The 17,296-nt window shown below is 71.4% G+C and carries 14 protein-coding genes; 11 read left to right on the top strand and 3 right to left on the bottom strand.

The genetic code is table 11. The features are described 5' to 3' along the window. Positions 1 to 7: 7 nt before the first annotated feature. Positions 8 to 799, bottom strand: coding sequence for a class I SAM-dependent methyltransferase (locus UQW22_RS15320; protein WP_407317937.1), 792 nt, complete (start codon positions 797 to 799; stop codon positions 8 to 10). Between the two features lie 233 nt (positions 800 to 1,032). Between UQW22_RS15320 and rpsA the strand changes: the two genes are divergently transcribed. Beyond that, positions 1,033 to 2,535, top strand: a complete 1,503-nt coding sequence (gene rpsA, locus UQW22_RS15315) for a 30S ribosomal protein S1 (RefSeq protein ID WP_407317936.1) — start codon at positions 1,033 to 1,035, stop codon at positions 2,533 to 2,535. A 158-nt stretch (positions 2,536 to 2,693) separates the two neighbouring features. On the opposite strand, the gene UQW22_RS15310 is transcribed toward rpsA, so the two are convergent. Then, positions 2,694 to 4,625, bottom strand: a complete 1,932-nt coding sequence (locus UQW22_RS15310; RefSeq protein WP_407317935.1) for an ABC transporter ATP-binding protein — start codon at positions 4,623 to 4,625, stop codon at positions 2,694 to 2,696. 34 nt (positions 4,626 to 4,659) lie between these two features. On the opposite strand from UQW22_RS15310, the gene coaE reads away from it, so the two are divergent. The 6 genes from coaE (at position 4,660) to UQW22_RS15280 (ending at position 10,339) form a co-directional block, all read left to right on the top strand. Beyond that, positions 4,660 to 5,298 (top strand): dephospho-CoA kinase, encoded by a 639-nt coding sequence (gene coaE, locus UQW22_RS15305; RefSeq protein ID WP_407317934.1) that lies wholly within the window; start codon positions 4,660 to 4,662, stop codon positions 5,296 to 5,298. Beyond that, on the top strand, positions 5,295 to 5,924 hold the full coding sequence (locus tag UQW22_RS15300; RefSeq protein WP_407317933.1) for a pyroglutamyl-peptidase I: 630 nt from the start codon (positions 5,295 to 5,297) through the stop codon (positions 5,922 to 5,924). Before coaE ends, UQW22_RS15300 begins: the two co-directional genes overlap by 4 nt. 50 nt (positions 5,925 to 5,974) lie before the next feature. Beyond that, on the top strand, positions 5,975 to 8,083 hold the full coding sequence (gene uvrB, locus UQW22_RS15295) for an excinuclease ABC subunit UvrB (RefSeq protein WP_407317932.1): 2,109 nt from the start codon (positions 5,975 to 5,977) through the stop codon (positions 8,081 to 8,083). A 75-nt stretch (positions 8,084 to 8,158) separates the two neighbouring features. Then, the gene (locus UQW22_RS15290; protein WP_407317931.1) at positions 8,159 to 8,587 is read left to right on the top strand and encodes a VOC family protein; all 429 of its coding nucleotides are present in this window, start codon (positions 8,159 to 8,161) and stop codon (positions 8,585 to 8,587) included. A 190-nt stretch (positions 8,588 to 8,777) separates the two neighbouring features. After that, entirely contained in the window at positions 8,778 to 9,782 is a 1,005-nt protein-coding gene (locus UQW22_RS15285) for a TerC family protein (RefSeq protein WP_407317930.1), read from the top strand. Then, on the top strand, positions 9,779 to 10,339 hold the full coding sequence (locus UQW22_RS15280) for a hypothetical protein (protein ID WP_407317929.1): 561 nt from the start codon (positions 9,779 to 9,781) through the stop codon (positions 10,337 to 10,339). The genes UQW22_RS15285 and UQW22_RS15280 overlap by 4 nt, the downstream gene beginning before the upstream one ends. A gap of 46 nt (positions 10,340 to 10,385) precedes the next feature. On the opposite strand, the gene UQW22_RS15275 is transcribed toward UQW22_RS15280, so the two are convergent. Then, positions 10,386 to 10,682 carry a YciI family protein gene (locus UQW22_RS15275; protein WP_407317928.1) on the bottom strand — a complete coding sequence of 99 codons (297 nt, stop codon included), beginning with the start codon at positions 10,680 to 10,682 and terminating at the stop codon, positions 10,386 to 10,388. A 114-nt stretch (positions 10,683 to 10,796) separates the two neighbouring features. Between UQW22_RS15275 and uvrA the strand changes: the two genes are divergently transcribed. The 4 genes from uvrA to rapZ are packed head-to-tail and all read left to right on the top strand — an operon-like array spanning position 10,797 to position 17,282. Further along, positions 10,797 to 13,760: an excinuclease ABC subunit UvrA gene (uvrA, locus tag UQW22_RS15270; protein WP_407317927.1), complete on the top strand. Its 2,964-nt coding sequence runs from the start codon at positions 10,797 to 10,799 to the stop codon at positions 13,758 to 13,760. A 17-nt stretch (positions 13,761 to 13,777) separates the two neighbouring features. Further along, positions 13,778 to 14,287, top strand: a complete 510-nt coding sequence (locus UQW22_RS15265; protein WP_407317926.1) for an OsmC family protein — start codon at positions 13,778 to 13,780, stop codon at positions 14,285 to 14,287. Between the two features lie 41 nt (positions 14,288 to 14,328). Continuing rightward, a complete protein-coding gene (gene uvrC / locus UQW22_RS15260; protein WP_407317925.1) occupies positions 14,329 to 16,350 on the top strand; it encodes an excinuclease ABC subunit UvrC in 2,022 nt (673 codons plus the stop codon). Continuing rightward, the gene (rapZ, locus tag UQW22_RS15255) at positions 16,347 to 17,282 is read left to right on the top strand and encodes an RNase adapter RapZ (RefSeq protein WP_407317924.1); all 936 of its coding nucleotides are present in this window, start codon (positions 16,347 to 16,349) and stop codon (positions 17,280 to 17,282) included. The genes uvrC and rapZ overlap by 4 nt, the downstream gene beginning before the upstream one ends. Positions 17,283 to 17,296 lie beyond the last annotated feature (14 nt).

Genomic DNA, 17,296 nt, shown 5'->3' with positions numbered 1-17,296 from the left:
CCGCCTGTCAGTCCTTGGTCGTCACGAAGACCGCGGTACCGGGCAGGAGCGCCCCGCGCTCGGGGCCCCACCCGCCCCACGTCTGGTCGTTCCAGGCAGGCCACTCGGGTTCGACGACATCGCGCACGCGCAGTCCGGCGGCGACCACGTCGCGGACGTGGTCGCCCACCGTCCGGTGGTGCTCGGCGTAGACCACCCGGCCCGACGCCGACTCCTCGACGTAGGGGCGTCGGTCGAAGTAGGAGCGGTGGGCGGTCAGGCCGGCCGGGCCCGGGTCGTCGGGGAAGGCCCAGCGCAGCGGGTGCGTCACCGAGAAGACCCACCGCCCGCCGTCGCGCAGGACGCGCGCGGCCTCGGCGTGGACCCGGCCCGGGTCCGGGACGAACGGGATGGCTCCGAACGACGTGAACACGACGTCGAAGGTGCTGTCGCGGAACGGCAGGGCGCGGGCGTCCGCCTCCACGAGCGGCACCTGGACGCCGGTGCGGGCGTCCAGACGGGCGGCGGCGTCGAGCATCGCTGGCGCCAGGTCGGTGGCCACGACCTGTGCGCCCTGGCCGGCGAGCCACCGTGAGCAGTGCGCGGCACCGGCACCGATCTCGAGCACGCGGGCGCCGCGCGGGTCGCCGAGGAGCCGCGCCTCGGCCTCGGTGAGCCCCTCGGGGCCCCAGCGGAACCCGGCGTCCCCGAGGAACGCCCCGTGGTCGTCGAGGTACTCCTCGGCGTGCTCGTGCCACCATCGACGTGCGGCACCGTCGTCGTCGGGGGCGTCTCGGTAGCCGAACCAGGTCGCGGTCACCCCGACATCGTGACATCCGCGACCGGCGCCGGGGCGCGTCGAGATGCGGGTGACCGGGGTCTCAGCGGCTCCGACCGGCCGGCGTTGACCCCTCGAAATCCCGCGGATAAGATGGTCCGCGGTGCAGTGCGCCGTGCGCGCAGACCAGCGATCGATCGGCCGGTCGCCGTGCGACCCACCTGCACCACGACCCTGTCCGTACTATGCCCTGTCCGCATCGGAGCAACTACTCAATGACCATCTCCACCACGAAGTCCGCCCCGCAGGTCGCCGTCAACGACATCGGCACCGAGGAGGACTTCCTTGCCGCCGTCGACGCCACCATCAAGTACTTCAACGATGGTGACATCGTGGAAGGCACGATCGTCAAGGTCGACCGCGACGAGGTCCTCCTCGACATCGGCTACAAGACGGAGGGTGTGATCCCGTCCCGGGAGCTCTCCATCAAGCACGACGTGGACCCGGGCGAGGTCGTCACCGTCGGTGACGCCGTCGAGGCTCTCGTCCTCCAGAAGGAGGACAAGGAGGGTCGCCTGATCCTGTCCAAGAAGCGCGCGCAGTACGAGCGCGCCTGGGGCACGATCGAGAAGATCAAGGAAGAGGACGGCGTCGTCACCGGCACCGTCATCGAGGTCGTCAAGGGCGGCCTCATCCTCGACATCGGCCTGCGCGGCTTCCTCCCCGCCTCCCTCGTGGAGATGCGTCGCGTCCGCGACCTCGCGCCGTACGTCGGCAAGGAGATCGAGGCCAAGATCATCGAGCTCGACAAGAACCGCAACAACGTGGTCCTGTCGCGCCGTGCCTGGCTCGAGCAGACGCAGTCCGAGGTGCGCTCCACGTTCCTGCAGACGCTGCAGAAGGGCCAGGTGCGCCCCGGTGTCGTCTCGTCGATCGTCAACTTCGGTGCGTTCGTCGACCTGGGTGGCGTGGACGGCCTGGTGCACGTCTCCGAGCTCTCCTGGAAGCACATCGACCACCCGTCCGAGGTCGTCGAGGTCGGTCAGGAGGTCACGGTCGAGGTGCTCGACGTCGACTTCGACCGCGAGCGCGTCTCCCTGTCGCTGAAGGCGACGCAGGAGGACCCGTGGCAGACCTTCGCCCGCACTCACGCCATCGGGCAGGTCGTGCCGGGCAAGGTCACCAAGCTGGTGCCGTTCGGCGCGTTCGTCCGTGTCGAGGACGGCATCGAGGGCCTGGTGCACATCTCCGAGCTGGCCGTCCGCCACGTCGAGCTGCCCGAGCAGGTCGTCCAGGTGGGTGCCGAGGTCTTCGTCAAGGTCATCGACATCGACCTCGAGCGTCGCCGCATCTCGCTGTCGCTCAAGCAGGCCAACGAGGGCATGGACCCGGAGTCCGAGGACTTCGACCCGGCGCTCTACGGCATGGCTGCCGACTACGACGAGAACGGGGAGTACAAGTACCCCGAGGGCTTCGACCCGGAGACCAACGAGTGGCTCGAGGGCTTCGAGACGCAGCGTGAGGCCTGGGAGGCGGAGTACGCCAAGGCGCACGCCCGCTGGGAGTCGCACCGCGAGCAGGTCCGCGCCGCACTGTCGGCCGACGCCGACGCCGCGGCCGGGGACGTCGTCTCCTCCTCGAGCGGTTCCTCGAGCAGCGGTCCGTCCGCGTCGTCGTCCTACTCCTCGGCTGCCCCCGTGCAGCAGGAGGAGACCGGCGGCACGCTGGCTTCCGACGAGGCGCTCGCCGCGCTCCGTGAGAAGCTGACCGGCAACTGAGCCGACCGTCACCGACCCGCTGAGGGTCGTTGACTCCGGCAGAGGCCCGTCACCCCCAGGGGTGGCGGGCCTCCGTCGTACCCGGTGGATGGTGGGCCCCTGCTGGGCCCGGGCGGAGCGAAGGGGCGCGTTGACGGGGCGCCACGGACGACGGGACGCTACGGCGAGGGCGACGACCGGTCGTCGAGGTCCGCGAACTGCGTGCGGTACAGCTCGGCGTAGAGCCCGCTCGACGCCAGGAGCTCGGCGTGCGACCCCTGCTCGACGACCGCGCCCTCGTCGAGCACCACGATGGAGTCCGCCGCCCGGACCGTCGACAGCCGGTGCGCGATCACGAGCGAGGTCCGGCCGGCCAGCGCCTCGTCGAGAGCTGCCTGCACGGCCGCCTCGGACTCCGAGTCGAGGTGCGCCGTCGCCTCGTCGAGCACGACGACGTCGGGGGCCTTGAGCAGGAGCCGGGCGATGGCCAGCCGCTGACGCTCACCGCCGGAGAGCCGGTAGCCGCGGTCCCCGACGACCGTCTCCAGGCGCTCGGGCATCCGGTCGACGAGGTCGGCGATCCTGGCCTGCTCGAGGGCACGCCAGAGCTGCTCGTCCGTGGCGTCGTGGCGGGCGTAGCGCAGGTTCCCGGCGACCGTGTCGTGGAACAGGTGGGCCTCCTGCGCGACGACCCCCACCGTCGCACGCAACGACGCGGCGGTGACGTCGCGCAGGTCCTGGCCGGCGATCCGGACGACGCCGGAGGTCGGGTCGTACAGGCGGACCACGAGCTGGGAGAGCGTCGTCTTGCCGGCCCCGGACGGCCCGACGAGCGCGACCATCGAGCCGGCGGGCACGGCGAAGGACACGTCGTGCAGGGTCGCGCCGACAGGGTCCTTGCGGACCGCCGCGACGGACTCCAGCGAGGCGAGCGAGATCTCGTCGGCCCGCGGGTAGCGGAAGGTCACGTCGTCCAGCTCGATGCCCGCCCCGTGCGCCCTGACCGCCGCCCGGAGGTCACGGGCGTCGTCCTTCTCAGCGACGGTCGGTTCGAGGTCGAGCACCTCGAGGACCCGCTCGAAGCTGACGAGCGCGGTCATGACGTCGATCTGGACGTTGGACATCGCGGTCAGGGGGCCGTAGAGCCGTCCGAGGTACGCCGTCAGCGCCACGATCGTGCCGACGGTGAGCTGGCCCGCGATCGCCTGGAGCCCCCCGACGCCGTAGACGACGGCGATTGTGACGGACGCGAGGGTCGTCAGCCCGATCCGGAACCAGGTCGAGTACAGGGCCCTGGCGACGCCGACGTCGCGCAGCGCCCGGGCCTGCTCGGCGTAGCGGGCGGCCTCGCGCTCGGGGTCGCCGAACACCTTGGCCAGGTGCGCCCCGGCGACGTTGAACCGCTCGTTCATGAGCTGCCCGGCGTCCGCGTCGAACTCGTAGCCGCGGTGCGCCAGGGCGGCGATCCGTCGGCCGAACCAGCGGGCCGGGAGGACGAAGGCCGGCAGGAGCACCAGCGCCAGCAGCGTCAGGCTCCACGACATGACGAACATCGCCGCGAGGGTGAAGACGACCGTCAGGCCGTTGGAGACGACGGTCTGGAGGGTCGAGGTGAAGGCCTGCTGCGCCCCGAGGACGTCCCCGTTGAGCCGCTGCACGAGCGCCCCGGTCCGCGCCCGGGAGAAGAAGGCCAGGGGCATCCGCTGCACGTGGTCGTACACGCTGGTGCGCAGGTCGACGATCAGCTCCTCGCCGACCACCGCGGAGACCCACCGCTCGGCGAGCGACAGCACTGCCGTCAGGAGGGCGAGACCGACCGCTGCGGCCGCCATGACCAGCACGACGTCGCGCTGCCCCTCGCCGATGCCGACGTCGATGAGACGGCGGAACAGCAGCGGGACCGCCGCACCGGCCGCAGCGCTCACCAGGAGGAGGGCGACGAAGAGGACCAGCCGGCCCCGGTAGGGCCGGGCGAAGGCCAGGATGCGGCGCAGGGTCTCGCGCGGCAGCCGACGGCGCCGCACCGACGCGTCCTGCAGGTAGGACCGCATCGGCCCGCCCATCCCGCCCCCGCCGGGCCGTCCACCGGTTGCTCGCCCGCCCATGCTCATGGCGTGAAGCCTACGGCGAGGGCAGGATGTACCCATGTTCCGCATCGGCCTCACCGGTGGTATCGCCGCAGGCAAGTCCGTCGTCTCCCGTCGCCTCGACGAGCTGGGGGCGGTGGTCGTCGACCACGACGTCCTGGCGCGCGAGGCGGTCGCGCCGGGTTCGGTGGGGCTCGCCGAGGTCGTCGAGGAGTTCGGCGACCAGGTCCTGTCCGGCGACGGTTCGTTGGACCGGCCCACGCTCGGGCGGGTGGTGTTCGGCGACCAGGGCGCGCGGGCCCGGCTCGAGGAGATCGTGCACCCGGAGGTCCGCCGGCTGGCGGCCGAGCGGGAGGCGGCGGCAGGGACCGCCAACCCGCGGGCCGTCGTCGTGCACGACGTCCCGCTGCTCGTCGAGACCGGCCAGAGCGACCGCTACCACCTGCTCGCTGTCGTCGACGCGCCGGCGGTGCAGCGCGTCGAGCGCCTGGTGACCGGCCGGTCGATGACCGAGGCGGAGGCCAGGGCGCGCGTGGAGGCGCAGGCGGACGACGACGCGCGGCTGGCAATGGCCGACGTCGTCCTCGACGGGACGGGTACGGAGGCCGCGCTGAGGGCACAGGTGGACGGGCTGTGGGCCCGGGTCGCCGAGGAGGTCGCGCAGGAGCTGGACGCCGAGCAGGACGAGCGGGCGTGAAGGTCCTCGTCACGGGGTTCGAGCCGTTCGACGGCGCGACGGCCAACGAGTCGTGGGAGGCCGTGCGCTGCCTCGAGGATCGATGGACGGCCGCGGGGCACGCGGAGGAGCTGGTCGCCGCCCGCCTGCCGGTGACCTTCGCGGGCGCCCCCGCACGCCTGCGCGAGCTGCTCGGCGAGCACGCACCCCAGGTCGTGGTGTGCGTGGGGCTCGCGGCGGGTAGCGGCGCTCTGCGGCTCGAACGGGTCGCGGTCAACGTGGCCGACGCCCGGATCCCGGACAACGCGGGCCGGTCACCGGTCGACGAGCCGGTGGTCGACGGCGGACCGGTCGCCTACCTGAGCTCGCTGCCCCTCAAGGCGGCCCTGGCGTCCGTGCGTGCGACCGGGATCCCGGCCGCTGTGAGCAACACGGCCGGCACCTACGTCTGCAACGCCACGTTCTACGCCCTGGCGCACGCACTGGCTGCGTCGCACGCGCGGGCGGGGTTCGTGCACGTCCCCGCCGCCGACGTCCTCCCGGCGGCCGAGTCGGCGCGGGCGCTCGCGGCGGTGGTCCGCACGGCCCTGGACCACCGCGCCGGACGGATCGACGACCTCGTCCTGGCGGCCGGCACCGAGCACTGACCGGTGCCCGCGACGCGGCGGGTGTCGGTGGCCCGGCCTACCGTGGGGGCATGCGACCCGTGACCGACCTGCAGCGCACCGTTGCTCCCTTCGAGGTGATCTCCGAGTTCGAGCCCAGCGGCGACCAGCCCGCGGCGATCGGTGCGCTCGCCGAGCGTGTCCGGGCGGGGGAGAAGGACGTCGTCCTGCTGGGTGCCACGGGCACCGGCAAGAGCGCGACGACGGCCTGGCTCATCGAGAAGCTGCAGCGTCCGACCCTCATCATGGCGCCGAACAAGACGCTCGCGGCGCAGCTCGCCACGGAGTTCCGCGAGCTGCTGCCGAACAACGCCGTCGAGTACTTCGTCTCCTACTACGACTACTACCAGCCCGAGGCGTACATCGCGCAGACGGACACCTACATCGAGAAGGACTCGTCGATCAACGACGAGGTGGAGCGGCTGCGGCACTCCGCGACGTCGAACCTCCTGACGCGGCGCGACACCGTCGTCGTGGCGTCCGTGTCGTGCATCTACGGCCTGGGTACGCCGCAGGAGTACGTCGACCGGATGGTGCGGCTCGAGGTCGGCGACGTGGTCGACCGCGACGAGATGCTGCGCAAGTTCGTGCAGATGCAGTACTCGCGCAACGACATGGCGTTCACCCGCGGCACGTTCCGGGTGCGGGGCGACACCGTGGAGATCATCCCCGTGTACGAGGAGCTCGCGGTCCGCATCGAGCTGTTCGGCGACGAGATCGAGACGATCCAGACGCTGCACCCGCTGACGGGTGACGTGATCCGCACCGAGCAGAGCGTCTACCTGTTCCCCGCGACCCACTACGTGGCGGGCCCCGAGCGGATGGAGCGGGCGATCGGCACCATCGAGGCCGAGCTCGAGGCCCGTCTGGCGGACCTGGAGAAGCAGGACAAGCTGCTCGAGGCCCAGCGGCTGCGCATGCGCACCACCTACGACATCGAGATGATGCGCTCGATCGGGACCTGCAACGGCATCGAGAACTACTCACGGCACATCGACGGCCGTGAGGGCGGCACGCCACCGAACACCCTGCTCGACTACTTCCCCGAGGACTTCCTGCTCGTCATCGACGAGTCCCACGTGACGGTCCCGCAGATCGGCGCGATGTTCGAGGGCGACATGTCGCGCAAGCGTGCCCTCGTCGACCACGGGTTCCGTCTGCCGAGCGCGATGGACAACCGGCCGTTGCGGTGGGAGGAGTTCGTCGAGCGGATCGGCCAGACGGTGTACCTGTCCGCCACCCCCGGCGACTACGAGCTCTCGATGTCCGACGGCGTGGTGGAGCAGATCATCCGGCCCACCGGGTTGGTCGACCCCGAGGTGGTGGTCAAACCCACCACGGGCCAGATCGACGACCTGCTCGGCGAGATCCGCGAACGCGTCGACCGCAACGAGCGGGTGCTGGTCACCACCCTGACCAAGAAGATGGCCGAGGACCTCACCGACTACCTCCTGGGCAAGGACGTGCGGGTGCGCTACCTGCACTCCGAGGTCGACACCCTGCGACGGGTCGAGCTGCTGCGCGAGCTGCGCATGGGGGAGTACGACGTGCTCGTCGGCATCAACCTGCTGCGTGAAGGGCTCGACCTGCCGGAGGTCTCGCTCGTGGCCATCCTCGACGCCGACAAGGAGGGCTTCCTGAGGTCGGAGCGCTCGCTGATCCAGACCATCGGGCGCGCGGCCAGGAACGTGACCGGTCAGGTGCACATGTATGCCGACAAGGTGACTCCGGCGATGCAGTTCGCGCTCGACGAGACGAACCGCCGGCGCGAGAAGCAGCAGGCGTACAACGCCGAGCGGGGCATCGACCCGCAGCCGCTGCGCAAGCGGATCGCCGATGTCACCGACATGCTGGCGCGTGAGGACATCGACACCGCGGAGCTGTTGGCGGGGGGATATCGCAAGGCTGCCGGCGAGTCCCGCGGGAAGGCCCCTGTGCCCGGGGCGCCGAAGGAAGCCTCGACGTCGGGCAACCGGCTGGCCGGGCTGGCGGCCGAGGAGCTCGCCGAGCTCATCCAGGAGCTCAGCGATCAGATGCACGCCGCCGCCGCCGAGCTGCAGTTCGAGGTGGCGGCACGCCTGCGCGACGAGATCGGCGGGCTCAAGAAGGAGCTGCGCCAGATGAGGGCCGCGACGGGCTGACGCCCGGATGCGCTCTGCGAGGGGCGAGTCCTGACCCCTGGTCCGCCGTCCCCACCACGACCCGAGGAGCCCGGCATGGCCACGAGATTCCAGGTGACCTTCGACGCCACCGACCCGCGCGCGCTCGGCGACTTCTGGTGCGCCGCACTGGGCTACGAACGGGACGCGCCACCGGCCGGGTTCGCCACCTGGGAGGAGGCGTTGACGGCGTGGGGCGTACCCACCGAGCTGTGGAACAGCAAGAATGCCGTGAGCGACCCGGCCGGCGAGGGCCCGCGGATCTTCATCCAGCAGGTGCCCGAACCGAAGTCGGGCAAGAACCGTGTGCACCTCGACCTGGACGTGGGCGCGGGCCGCACCGGGGACGAGCGGCTCCCTGTCCTGCGGGCGGAGGCCGAACGCCTGACGGCCCTCGGGGCGACGGTCGTGAACGAGGGCGCGGAGCTCGGGGACGTCTGGATCGTGATGCAGGATCCGGAGGGCAACGAGTTCTGTCTCCAGTGATCGGCGTCGCCGCCGCACCTGCGGGCCGGCGTCGTGACGTATGCTGGTCGATCGTTGGAGGGGAGTATCTCCCAAGCGGTGAGGTCGTCAGGACGACCGGCGTCGGTGCCGGTCCGGTCTCACCCACCCGGGCCGTCCCTGGGTGAGAGAGACCTCCGGTGCCTCGTTCTGCGTACCGGAAGGATCTGTCATGGACGTCCCTGGATGGGTATGGGTCGCCACCGTCGCCGCGATCCTGGCGATGCTGGTCGTCGACTACGTCGGGCACGTGCGCACACCGCACGCCCCGACGCTCAAGGAGTCGGCCTGGTGGTCGCTCGCCTACGTGGCGGTGGCGGTCGCCTTCGGAGGGCTCGTCTTCGCCGGCTGGGGCAGCCAGTACGGCGGCGAGTACTTCGCCGGCTACATCACGGAGAAGTCGCTCAGCGTCGACAACCTCTTCGTGTTCGTCCTGATCATGACGAGCTTCCGCGTGCCCCGGGAGCACCAGCAGCGCGTGCTGCTGATCGGTATCACGATCGCGCTCGTGCTGCGGACGATCTTCATCCTGGCCGGCGCGGCGCTGATCGCGAACTTCGCCTGGATCTTCTACGTGTTCGGCGCGTTCCTCGTGTGGACCGCGATCGCTCAGGCCCGCGCGGGGACCGATCACGACGAGGAGTTCACCGAGAACGCGGTGCTCCGGCTGACCCGGCGGGTGTTCCGGACCACCGACGACTACGTGGACCACCGGATGACCGTCCGGATCGACGGCAAGCGCTACATCACACCGATGCTCATCGTGATGGTCGCGATCGGCAGCGCGGACCTGCTCTTCGCCGTCGACTCGATCCCGGCGATCTTCGGACTGACGCAGGAGACGTTCCTCGTCTTCGCCGCCAACGCGTTCTCGCTGCTCGGTCTGCGCCAGCTCTACTTCCTCGTCGACGGCCTGCTCGACCGGCTCGTGTTCCTCAACTACGGGCTGGCGGCGATCCTCGGGTTCATCGGTCTGAAGCTGATCATCCACGCGCTGCACACCAACGAGCTGCCGTTCGTCAACGGTGGTCAGCACGTCGAGGCGATCCCCGAGATCCCTACGAGCTACTCGCTGGCGTTCATCGTGGTGGTGCTCACCATCACCACCGTGGCGTCGCTCCTGAAGACCCGCCGCGACCAGCGCGTCGGCCTCCCCGCCGAGAGGGGTGACCGATGACCCACGAGCTGCCCGGCCACGACGCCGGCCCCGAGCAGGGCCACCAAGGTCTCGAGCCCTGGTCCGATGATCCGGGGGCGTCCGCGCCCGACGTGCCGCCGCGGCCGCTGCGCCTCGCTGTCGTGCTGATGTGGGTCGGCGCGGCGCTCAGCGTCGTCGGGGCCTTCGCCGGCTACCTCATGCTCGACACGGTGAACGCGCTGGTGGCGCAGGAGCTGTCGGCGCAGGGCATGTGGGAGGTGGCCACCCCGGAGCTCATGGAGCTCATGGAGGGGGTCGTCGTCGCCGGCCTCGTGGTGGGCGGCGTGGTCTCGGCCGGTCTCTGGTCGTGGATGGCCGTCAAGAACGGGCAGGGCAGGTCGTGGGCGCGTGTCGTCGGCACGGTGCTCGCCGGGCTGTACGTGCTGAACTTCCTCTCCGGGCTCGCCCAGGCCGGCGTGGCGGGCACGGCGGTGCTGGGCGTCCTCCAGCTGGCGCTCGTGGTCACGACCGTGGTGCTGATGTGGCAGCCCACGTCGTCGGACCACTACGCGGCGCCGTCCGTCTCCCACCGCTGAGCCCGACGAGGCCCCACGGCCCGGGCGCGCGCCCGGGCCGTGGTGATCACGCCGCGAAGCCGCCGATGACCGGCACCCACTCGCGGACGGACACCTCTGCGACGAGTCCCGTACGCCGGAACGGATCGGCGTCGAGCAGGGCGATCGCCTCCGCGGCCGACGGCGCGCTCATGACGATCAGTGCACCGTCCGGCTCGCCGTCGGTGGCGGGCAGCGGCCCGGAAACCAGGACCGCGCCCTCGGTGCGCAGCTCCTGCAGGTGGTCGCGGTGCGCGGGACGGGCACGGTCGCGGGCCGTGCCGCTGTCGGCGGCGTAGACGTAGGTGACGGCGTAGACGCTCATGGCGTCATCCAAGCATCTCCGTGGGGCGCCCGGCGGGGGTGTCCGCGGGCACGTCCCGCCACCGTGACATGGAACACCTGTACGAGTGTCGGTCGCGGGCCGTACGATGCTGCGGTGAGCAATCGCCTCGTCGTCTCCGGTGCCCGCGAGCACAACCTCCGCAACGTCGACCTGGACCTGCCGCGGGACGCGCTCATCGTGTTCACGGGCTTGAGCGGGTCCGGGAAGTCGTCGTTGGCGTTCGACACGATCTTCGCCGAGGGGCAGCGGCGCTACGTCGAGTCCCTGTCCGCGTACGCCCGGCAGTTCCTCGGGCAGATGGACAAGCCGGACGTCGACTTCATCGAGGGGCTGAGCCCGGCTGTCTCGATCGACCAGAAGTCGACCAACCGCAACCCCCGGTCCACGGTCGGGACGATCACCGAGGTCTACGACTACCTGCGGCTGCTGTTCTCACGCGCCGGGACGCAGCACTGCCCGGTCTGCGACGAGCCGGTCCAGGCGCAGACCCCGCAGCAGATCGTCGACAAGATCCTCGACCTGCCCGACGGCACGCGATACCAGGTGCTGGCACCCGTGGTGCGGGGTCGCAAGGGGGAGTACCTCGACCTCTTCGCCGAGCTGCAGACGCAGGGATTCTCGCGGGCGAGGGTCGACGGCGAGACCGTCCAGCTCAGCAGCCCGCCGGCGCTGGAGAAGAAGGTCAAGCACGACATCGAGGTCGTGGTGGACCGCCTCGTCGCCCGCGAGGGCGTCCAGCGCCGCCTGACCGACTCCGTCGAGACCGCGCTCGGCCTGGCCGGTGGGCTGGTGATGATCGACCTGGTCGACGTCGGCGAGTCCGGCCAGAGCGGCGACGGCACCCCGCGGTTGCTGAAGTACTCCGAGAAGCGCTCGTGCCCCAACGACCACCCGCTGAGCCTCGACGAGATCGAGCCGCGCACGTTCTCGTTCAACGCGCCCTACGGCGCCTGCCCGGAGTGCACGGGCATCGGCTTCCGGCTCGAGGTGGACCCCGAGCTCATCGTCCCGGACACGGAGCGCACGCTGCGCGAGGGCGCCGTCGCCCCGTGGTCGCAGACCTCGTCGGAGTACTTCGAGCGGGTCCTGGGCGCGCTGGCCGAGGAGATGAAGTTCTCGATGGACGTGCCCTGGCGCGCGCTGCCGCAGCGCGCACGCGAGGCGATCCTGCACGGGCGCAACCATCAGGTGCACGTGAAGTATCGCAACCGTTGGGGTCGGGAGCGGCAGTACTCGACCGGGTTCGAGGGAGCGGTCACGTTCATCGAGCGCCGGCACGCCGAGACGGAGTCGGACTGGTCCAAGGAGCGCTACGAGGCCTACATGCGAGAGGTCCCGTGCCCGCAGTGCCAGGGGGCGCGTCTGAAGCCGGAGGTCCTCGCGGTCAAGGTCGGCTCGAAGTCGATCTGGGACGTCTGCCGGCTGCCGATCGGCGACGCCAAGGAGTACCTCGACGCCCTCGAGCTGGGTACGCGCGAGACAGCGATCGCCGGTGAGGTGCTCAAGGAGATCCATGCCCGGCTGGGCTTCCTGCTGGACGTCGGGCTGCACTACCTCACGCTCGAGCGGGCAGCGGGCACGCTCTCCGGCGGCGAGGCGCAGCGCATCCGGCTCGCGACCCAGATCGGCTCGGGTCTGGTCGGCGTCCTGTACGTGCTGGACGAGCCCAGCATCGGGCTGCACCAGCGCGACAACCGGCGGCTCATCGAGACGCTCACCCGCCTGCGCGACCTGGGCAACACCCTGATCGTCGTCGAGCACGACGAGGACACGGTGCGTGCGGCCGACTGGATCGTCGACGTGGGACCCGGTGCGGGCGAGCACGGGGGTGCCGTCGTGCACTCGGGCGACCTCGCCGGGCTGCTGGAGGCCGAGGGGTCGATGACCGGCGCCTACCTGGCCGGCCGACGGAGCATCGCGCTGCCGACGGCACGCCGGGGCGTCGACCGGCAGCGCCAGGTCACGATCGTGGGTGCCCGGGAGAACAACCTGCGCGACATCGACGTCTCCTTCCCCCTCGGGGCCCTCACCGCCGTCACGGGCGTCTCGGGGTCGGGCAAGTCGACGCTGGTCAACTCGATCCTGCACACGGTGCTGGCCAACGAGCTCAACGGGGCACGCCAGGTGCCCGGCCGGCACACCCGCGTGACCGGCACGGAGCAGCTGGACAAGGTCGTGCACGTCGACCAGGGCCCGATCGGACGCACGCCGCGGTCCAACCCGGCCACCTACACCGGCGTGTGGGACCGGGTCCGCAAGATCTTCGCCGAGACCGAGGAGGCGAAGGTGCGCGGCTACGGCCCCGGCCGCTTCTCCTTCAACGTCAAGGGCGGCCGGTGCGAGGCGTGCTCGGGCGACGGCACGCTGAAGATCGAGATGAACTTCCTGCCCGACGTCTACGTGCCCTGCGAGGTGTGCCACGGTGCGCGATACAACCGCGAGACGCTCGAGGTCCACTTCAAGGGCAAGACGGTCGCCGACGTCCTCGCGATGCCCATCGAGGAGGCCGCCGAGTTCTTCGCGGCGTTCCCCGCGATCTCGCGCCACCTGAGCACCTTGGTCGACGTCGGGCTCGGCTACGTCCGGCTCGGCCAGCCGGCCCCGACGCTCTCCGGCGGAGAGGCGCAGCGCGTCAAGCTGGCCAGCGAGCTCCAGAAGCGCTCCACCGGGCGTACCGTCTACGTCCTCGACGAACCGACGACCGGTCTGCACTTCGAGGACATCCGCAAGCTGCTCGGCGTGCTGCAGTCGCTCGCCGACAAGGGCAACACCGTGCTGGTCATCGAGCACAACCTGGACGTCATCAAGAGTGCCGACTGGGTCGTGGACATGGGACCCGAGGGTGGTTCGGGCGGCGGGCTCGTCGTCGCCGAGGGGACGCCCGAGCAGGTCGCGGCCGTCGATGAGAGCCACACCGGACGCTATCTGGCCGAGGTGCTGGCAGACCACCCCGACGTCCCGGTCGCGGCGCCCGCAACGGCCTCGCCGGCACCGGCCGGGCCGGTGCGGCGACGGAGCGCGAAGAAGGCGCGGGCCACCAAGCGCGACGCGGCCTGAGGCTCTACGGTGTCGCCATGGGAGCCCACCACGAGTACACGGTCGCCGTCAGCTGGCCGGCATCCGGCATCGAGCCGGGCAGCCCGGAAGCGGTGACGTCGTCGTACACCGCCTACACCCGTGACCACGACGTCGCCCTGCCGGGCCGGCCGGGGATCCCCGGCTCGGCGGACCCTGCGTTCCGGGGCGACCCCGGTCGGTACAGCCCCGAAGACCTCTTCGTGGCGAGCCTGTCCCAGTGCCACATGCTGTGGTTCCTGCACCTGGCCGCGGAGAGCGGTCTGGCCGTCCGGGAGTACGTGGACGACGCGACGGGCACGATGCGGGTCGAGTCGCGGGGGGAGGGGCAGTTCACGGACGTGACGCTGCGTCCCCGCGTCGTCGTCGACCCTGGGCCGCGGGCCACCGACGAGCACGTCGCCGACCTGCACCACCGTGCGCACGCGCTCTGCTTCCTGGCGCGCAGCGTCAACTTCTCGGTGATCGTCGAGCCGGCACCGCTGCACGTCGCCGAGGCCGCCGCCTGAGCGGTTCCCGGGTTGTCGGTGTCCTGACCTAGCCTGGGCCCATGGCCGACCCCGCGACCTACCGTCCTCGACCGGGGGAGATCCCGACCTCGCCGGGCGTCTACCGGTTCCGTGACGCCGATCGCCGCGTCATCTACGTCGGCAAGGCGAAGAACCTGCGCCAGCGGCTGTCGAACTACTTCCAGGACGTCGCCAACCTGCACCACCGCACCCAGCGGATGGTGACCACCGCGGCCTCGGTCGAGTGGACCGTCGTGGGCACCGAGGTGGAGGCGCTGGCCCTGGAGTACTCCTGGATCAAGGAGTACGACCCCCGGTTCAACGTCAAGTACCGCGACGACAAGTCCTACCCGTACCTCGCCGTCACGATGGGTGAGGAGGTCCCGCGTGCCCAGGTGATGCGGGGCGCCAAGCGTCCCGGGACCCGGTACTTCGGACCCTACGGGCACGCGTGGGCGATCCGCGAGACCCTCGACCTGCTGCTCAGGGTGTTCCCCGTCCGGACGTGCTCGGCCGGCGTGTACCGGCGTGCGGAGCAGTCGGGGCGACCGTGCCTGCTCGGCTACATCGACAAGTGCGCCGCCCCGTGCGTGGGACGGATCAGCCCCGAGGACCACCACGCGCTGGCGAACGACCTGTGCGACTTCATGGCCGGCGACACGGGCAGGTTCGTGCGGCGGCTCGAACGGGAGATGGCCGACGCCGCCGCCGCGCTCGAGTACGAACGGGCCGCCCGGCTGCGCGACGACCTGGCGGCGCTGCGGCGCGTGACGGAGAAGAACGCCGTGGTGCTCTCGGACGCGACGGACGCCGACGTCTTCGCCCTGGCGGGTGACGACCTCGAGGCGGCGGTGCAGGTCTTCCACGTGCGTGGCGGTCGGATCCGCGGCCAGCGGGGCTGGGTGGTGGAGAAGGTCGAGGACATCACCGACGCGGAGCTCGTCGAGCACCTCCTGCAGCAGGTCTACGGGGCTGTCGGTGACGTCCGCGACCCGGCGGTCCCCGCGCCTGAGGCGCGCGCCGCCGCGCGGGACGCCGTCCCGCGCGAGGTGCTCGTGCCCGTGCTGCCGACCGACCTGGAGCAGGTCACCACCTGGCTGGCCGGTCTGCGCGGCGCCCGCGTCGACGTCCGGGTCCCGCAGCGCGGGGACAAGCGCGAGCTCGCCGCGACGGTCCGCACCAACGCCGAGCAGGCGCTCGCCCTGCACCGCACGCGGCGTGCGGGCGACCTCACCACCCGCAGCCAGGCGCTCGCCGAGCTGCAGGAGGCGCTCGGCCTCGAGGAGGCGCCCCTGCGGATCGAGTGCTACGACGTCTCGCACACCCAGGGCTCGTACCAGTCGGCGTCGATGGTCGTGTTCGAGGACGGGCTGCCGCGCAAGGGCGAGTACCGCTCGTTCTCCGTTCGCGGGCCGGACGGCGACGGTGCGGCCGACGACACGGCCGCGATGCACGAGGTGATCACCCGGCGGTTCCGGCGATACCTCGACGACCGGCACGCCTCCGGCGAGCTCGCCGCGTCGGGCGAGGTCGGGCCGCAGGCGGAGCCCGACGAGCGGCGCCGGTTCGCCTATCCTCCGCAGCTCGTCGTGGTCGACGGTGGTCCGCCCCAGGTCGCGGCAGCGGCGCGGGCGCTGGCCGAGCTCGGCGTGACGGACGTCGCGCTGTGCGGTCTCGCCAAGCGCCTGGAGGAGGTCTGGGTGCCAGACGACGACTACCCGGTCATCCTGCAGCGTGCCTCCCAGGCGCTGTACCTGCTGCAGCGGGTGCGCGACGAGGCGCACCGGTTCGCCATCGCCCAGCACCGGCGGCGGCGCAGCAAGGGCATGCTGTCGTCCGTGCTCGACGGCGTGCCGGGCCTCGGCCCGGCGCGCCAGCAGGCACTGCTGGCGAGGTTCGGGTCGGTCAAGCGGCTCCGCGGTGCGAGCGTCGAGGAGATCGCCGAGGTCAAGGGCGTGGGCGCCCGGACGGCGCAGGCCGTGGTCGACGCGCTCGCGAGCACCGACGCGCCCGGCTCGGCGGACACCGACGGGGGCGACCGGACTGGCATGCTGAGCACATGAGCGAACCGTCGCCCATCACCGTCCCGCAGGGCATCGCCGCAGCCGAGGCCTCGACGCCCGCACCCCCACGCTCCGACCCCGAGGTGCTCATCATCACGGGCATGTCCGGCGCGGGGCGTTCCCGTGCCGCCGGCGTGCTGGAGGACCTCGACTGGTTCGTGGTCGACAACCTCCCGCCGCTGATGATCGTGCCGCTCGTCGACCTGATGACCAAGGCGGGTTCGTCGGTCGACCAGCTCGCCGTCGTCGTCGACGTCCGCGGCCGCGAGTACTTCCCGGAGCTGGCCGAGGCCCTGGGCCACCTGCGCGACGGGGGTGTCAACTACCGGATCCTGTTCCTCGACGCGTCGGACGCCGTGCTGGTGCGGAGGTTCGAGAGCGTGCGGCGCCCGCACCCCCTGCAGGGCGACGGACGCATCCTGGACGGGATCGCTGCGGAGCGTCGCGTGCTGGCGTCCATCGCCGAGCGCGCGGACGTGGTCATCGACACGACCGGGCTGTCCGTCCACGACCTGGCCAAGGAGGTGCGGGACGCGGTCGCCGTCGGCGCCGTCGACGCGTTGCGGATCAACGTGGTCGCGTTCGGCTTCAAGTACGGGCTGCCGCTCGACGCCGACCACGTCGCGGACGTGCGGTTCCTGGCCAACCCGTACTGGATCTCCGAGCTGCGGCACCTCACCGGGCAGGACGAGGCGGTGCGCAGCTACGTGCTCGCCCGGCCCGGCGCCACGGAGTTCGTCGAACGGTACGTCGCGGCGCTCGAACCCGTGCTGGCGGGCTATCTCGCGGAGGAGAAGCGCTATGCCACGATCGCCGTCGGCTGCACCGGTGGCAAGCACCGGTCGGTCGCCGTCGCGGGAGAGATCGCCGATCGCCTGCGGGCGTCGGGCCAGCGCGTGACGGTCACGGCGCGCGACCTCGGGAAGGAGTGACCGCTGAGCGCGAG

Source organism: Isoptericola halotolerans (genome assembly GCF_045689585.1).
Taxonomy (GTDB): Bacteria; Actinomycetota; Actinomycetes; order Actinomycetales; family Cellulomonadaceae; genus Isoptericola; species Isoptericola halotolerans_B.
The sequence above is the reverse complement of the archived record's forward strand: the minus strand, read 5'-3'. Positions and strand labels throughout refer to the sequence as shown.

Bases quoted from the DNA above. Each gene is read 5' to 3' on its own strand.
- UQW22_RS15280 (WP_407317929.1), top strand. From the start codon at position 9,779: ATGACCCACGAGCTGCCCGGCCACGACGCCGGCCCCGAGCAGGGCCAC.
- UQW22_RS15310 (WP_407317935.1), bottom strand. From the start codon at position 4,625: ATGAGCATGGGCGGGCGAGCAACCGGTGGACGGCCCGGCGGGGGCGGG.
- UQW22_RS15285 (WP_407317930.1), top strand. From the start codon at position 8,778: ATGGACGTCCCTGGATGGGTATGGGTCGCCACCGTCGCCGCGATCCTG.
- uvrC (WP_407317925.1), top strand. From the start codon at position 14,329: ATGGCCGACCCCGCGACCTACCGTCCTCGACCGGGGGAGATCCCGACC.
- UQW22_RS15290 (WP_407317931.1), top strand. From the start codon at position 8,159: ATGGCCACGAGATTCCAGGTGACCTTCGACGCCACCGACCCGCGCGCG.
- UQW22_RS15275 (WP_407317928.1), bottom strand. From the start codon at position 10,682: ATGAGCGTCTACGCCGTCACCTACGTCTACGCCGCCGACAGCGGCACG.
- uvrB (WP_407317932.1), top strand. From the start codon at position 5,975: ATGCGACCCGTGACCGACCTGCAGCGCACCGTTGCTCCCTTCGAGGTG.
- UQW22_RS15265 (WP_407317926.1), top strand. From the start codon at position 13,778: ATGGGAGCCCACCACGAGTACACGGTCGCCGTCAGCTGGCCGGCATCC.
- coaE (WP_407317934.1), top strand. From the start codon at position 4,660: ATGTTCCGCATCGGCCTCACCGGTGGTATCGCCGCAGGCAAGTCCGTC.
- rapZ (WP_407317924.1), top strand. From the start codon at position 16,347: ATGAGCGAACCGTCGCCCATCACCGTCCCGCAGGGCATCGCCGCAGCC.
- rpsA (WP_407317936.1), top strand. From the start codon at position 1,033: ATGACCATCTCCACCACGAAGTCCGCCCCGCAGGTCGCCGTCAACGAC.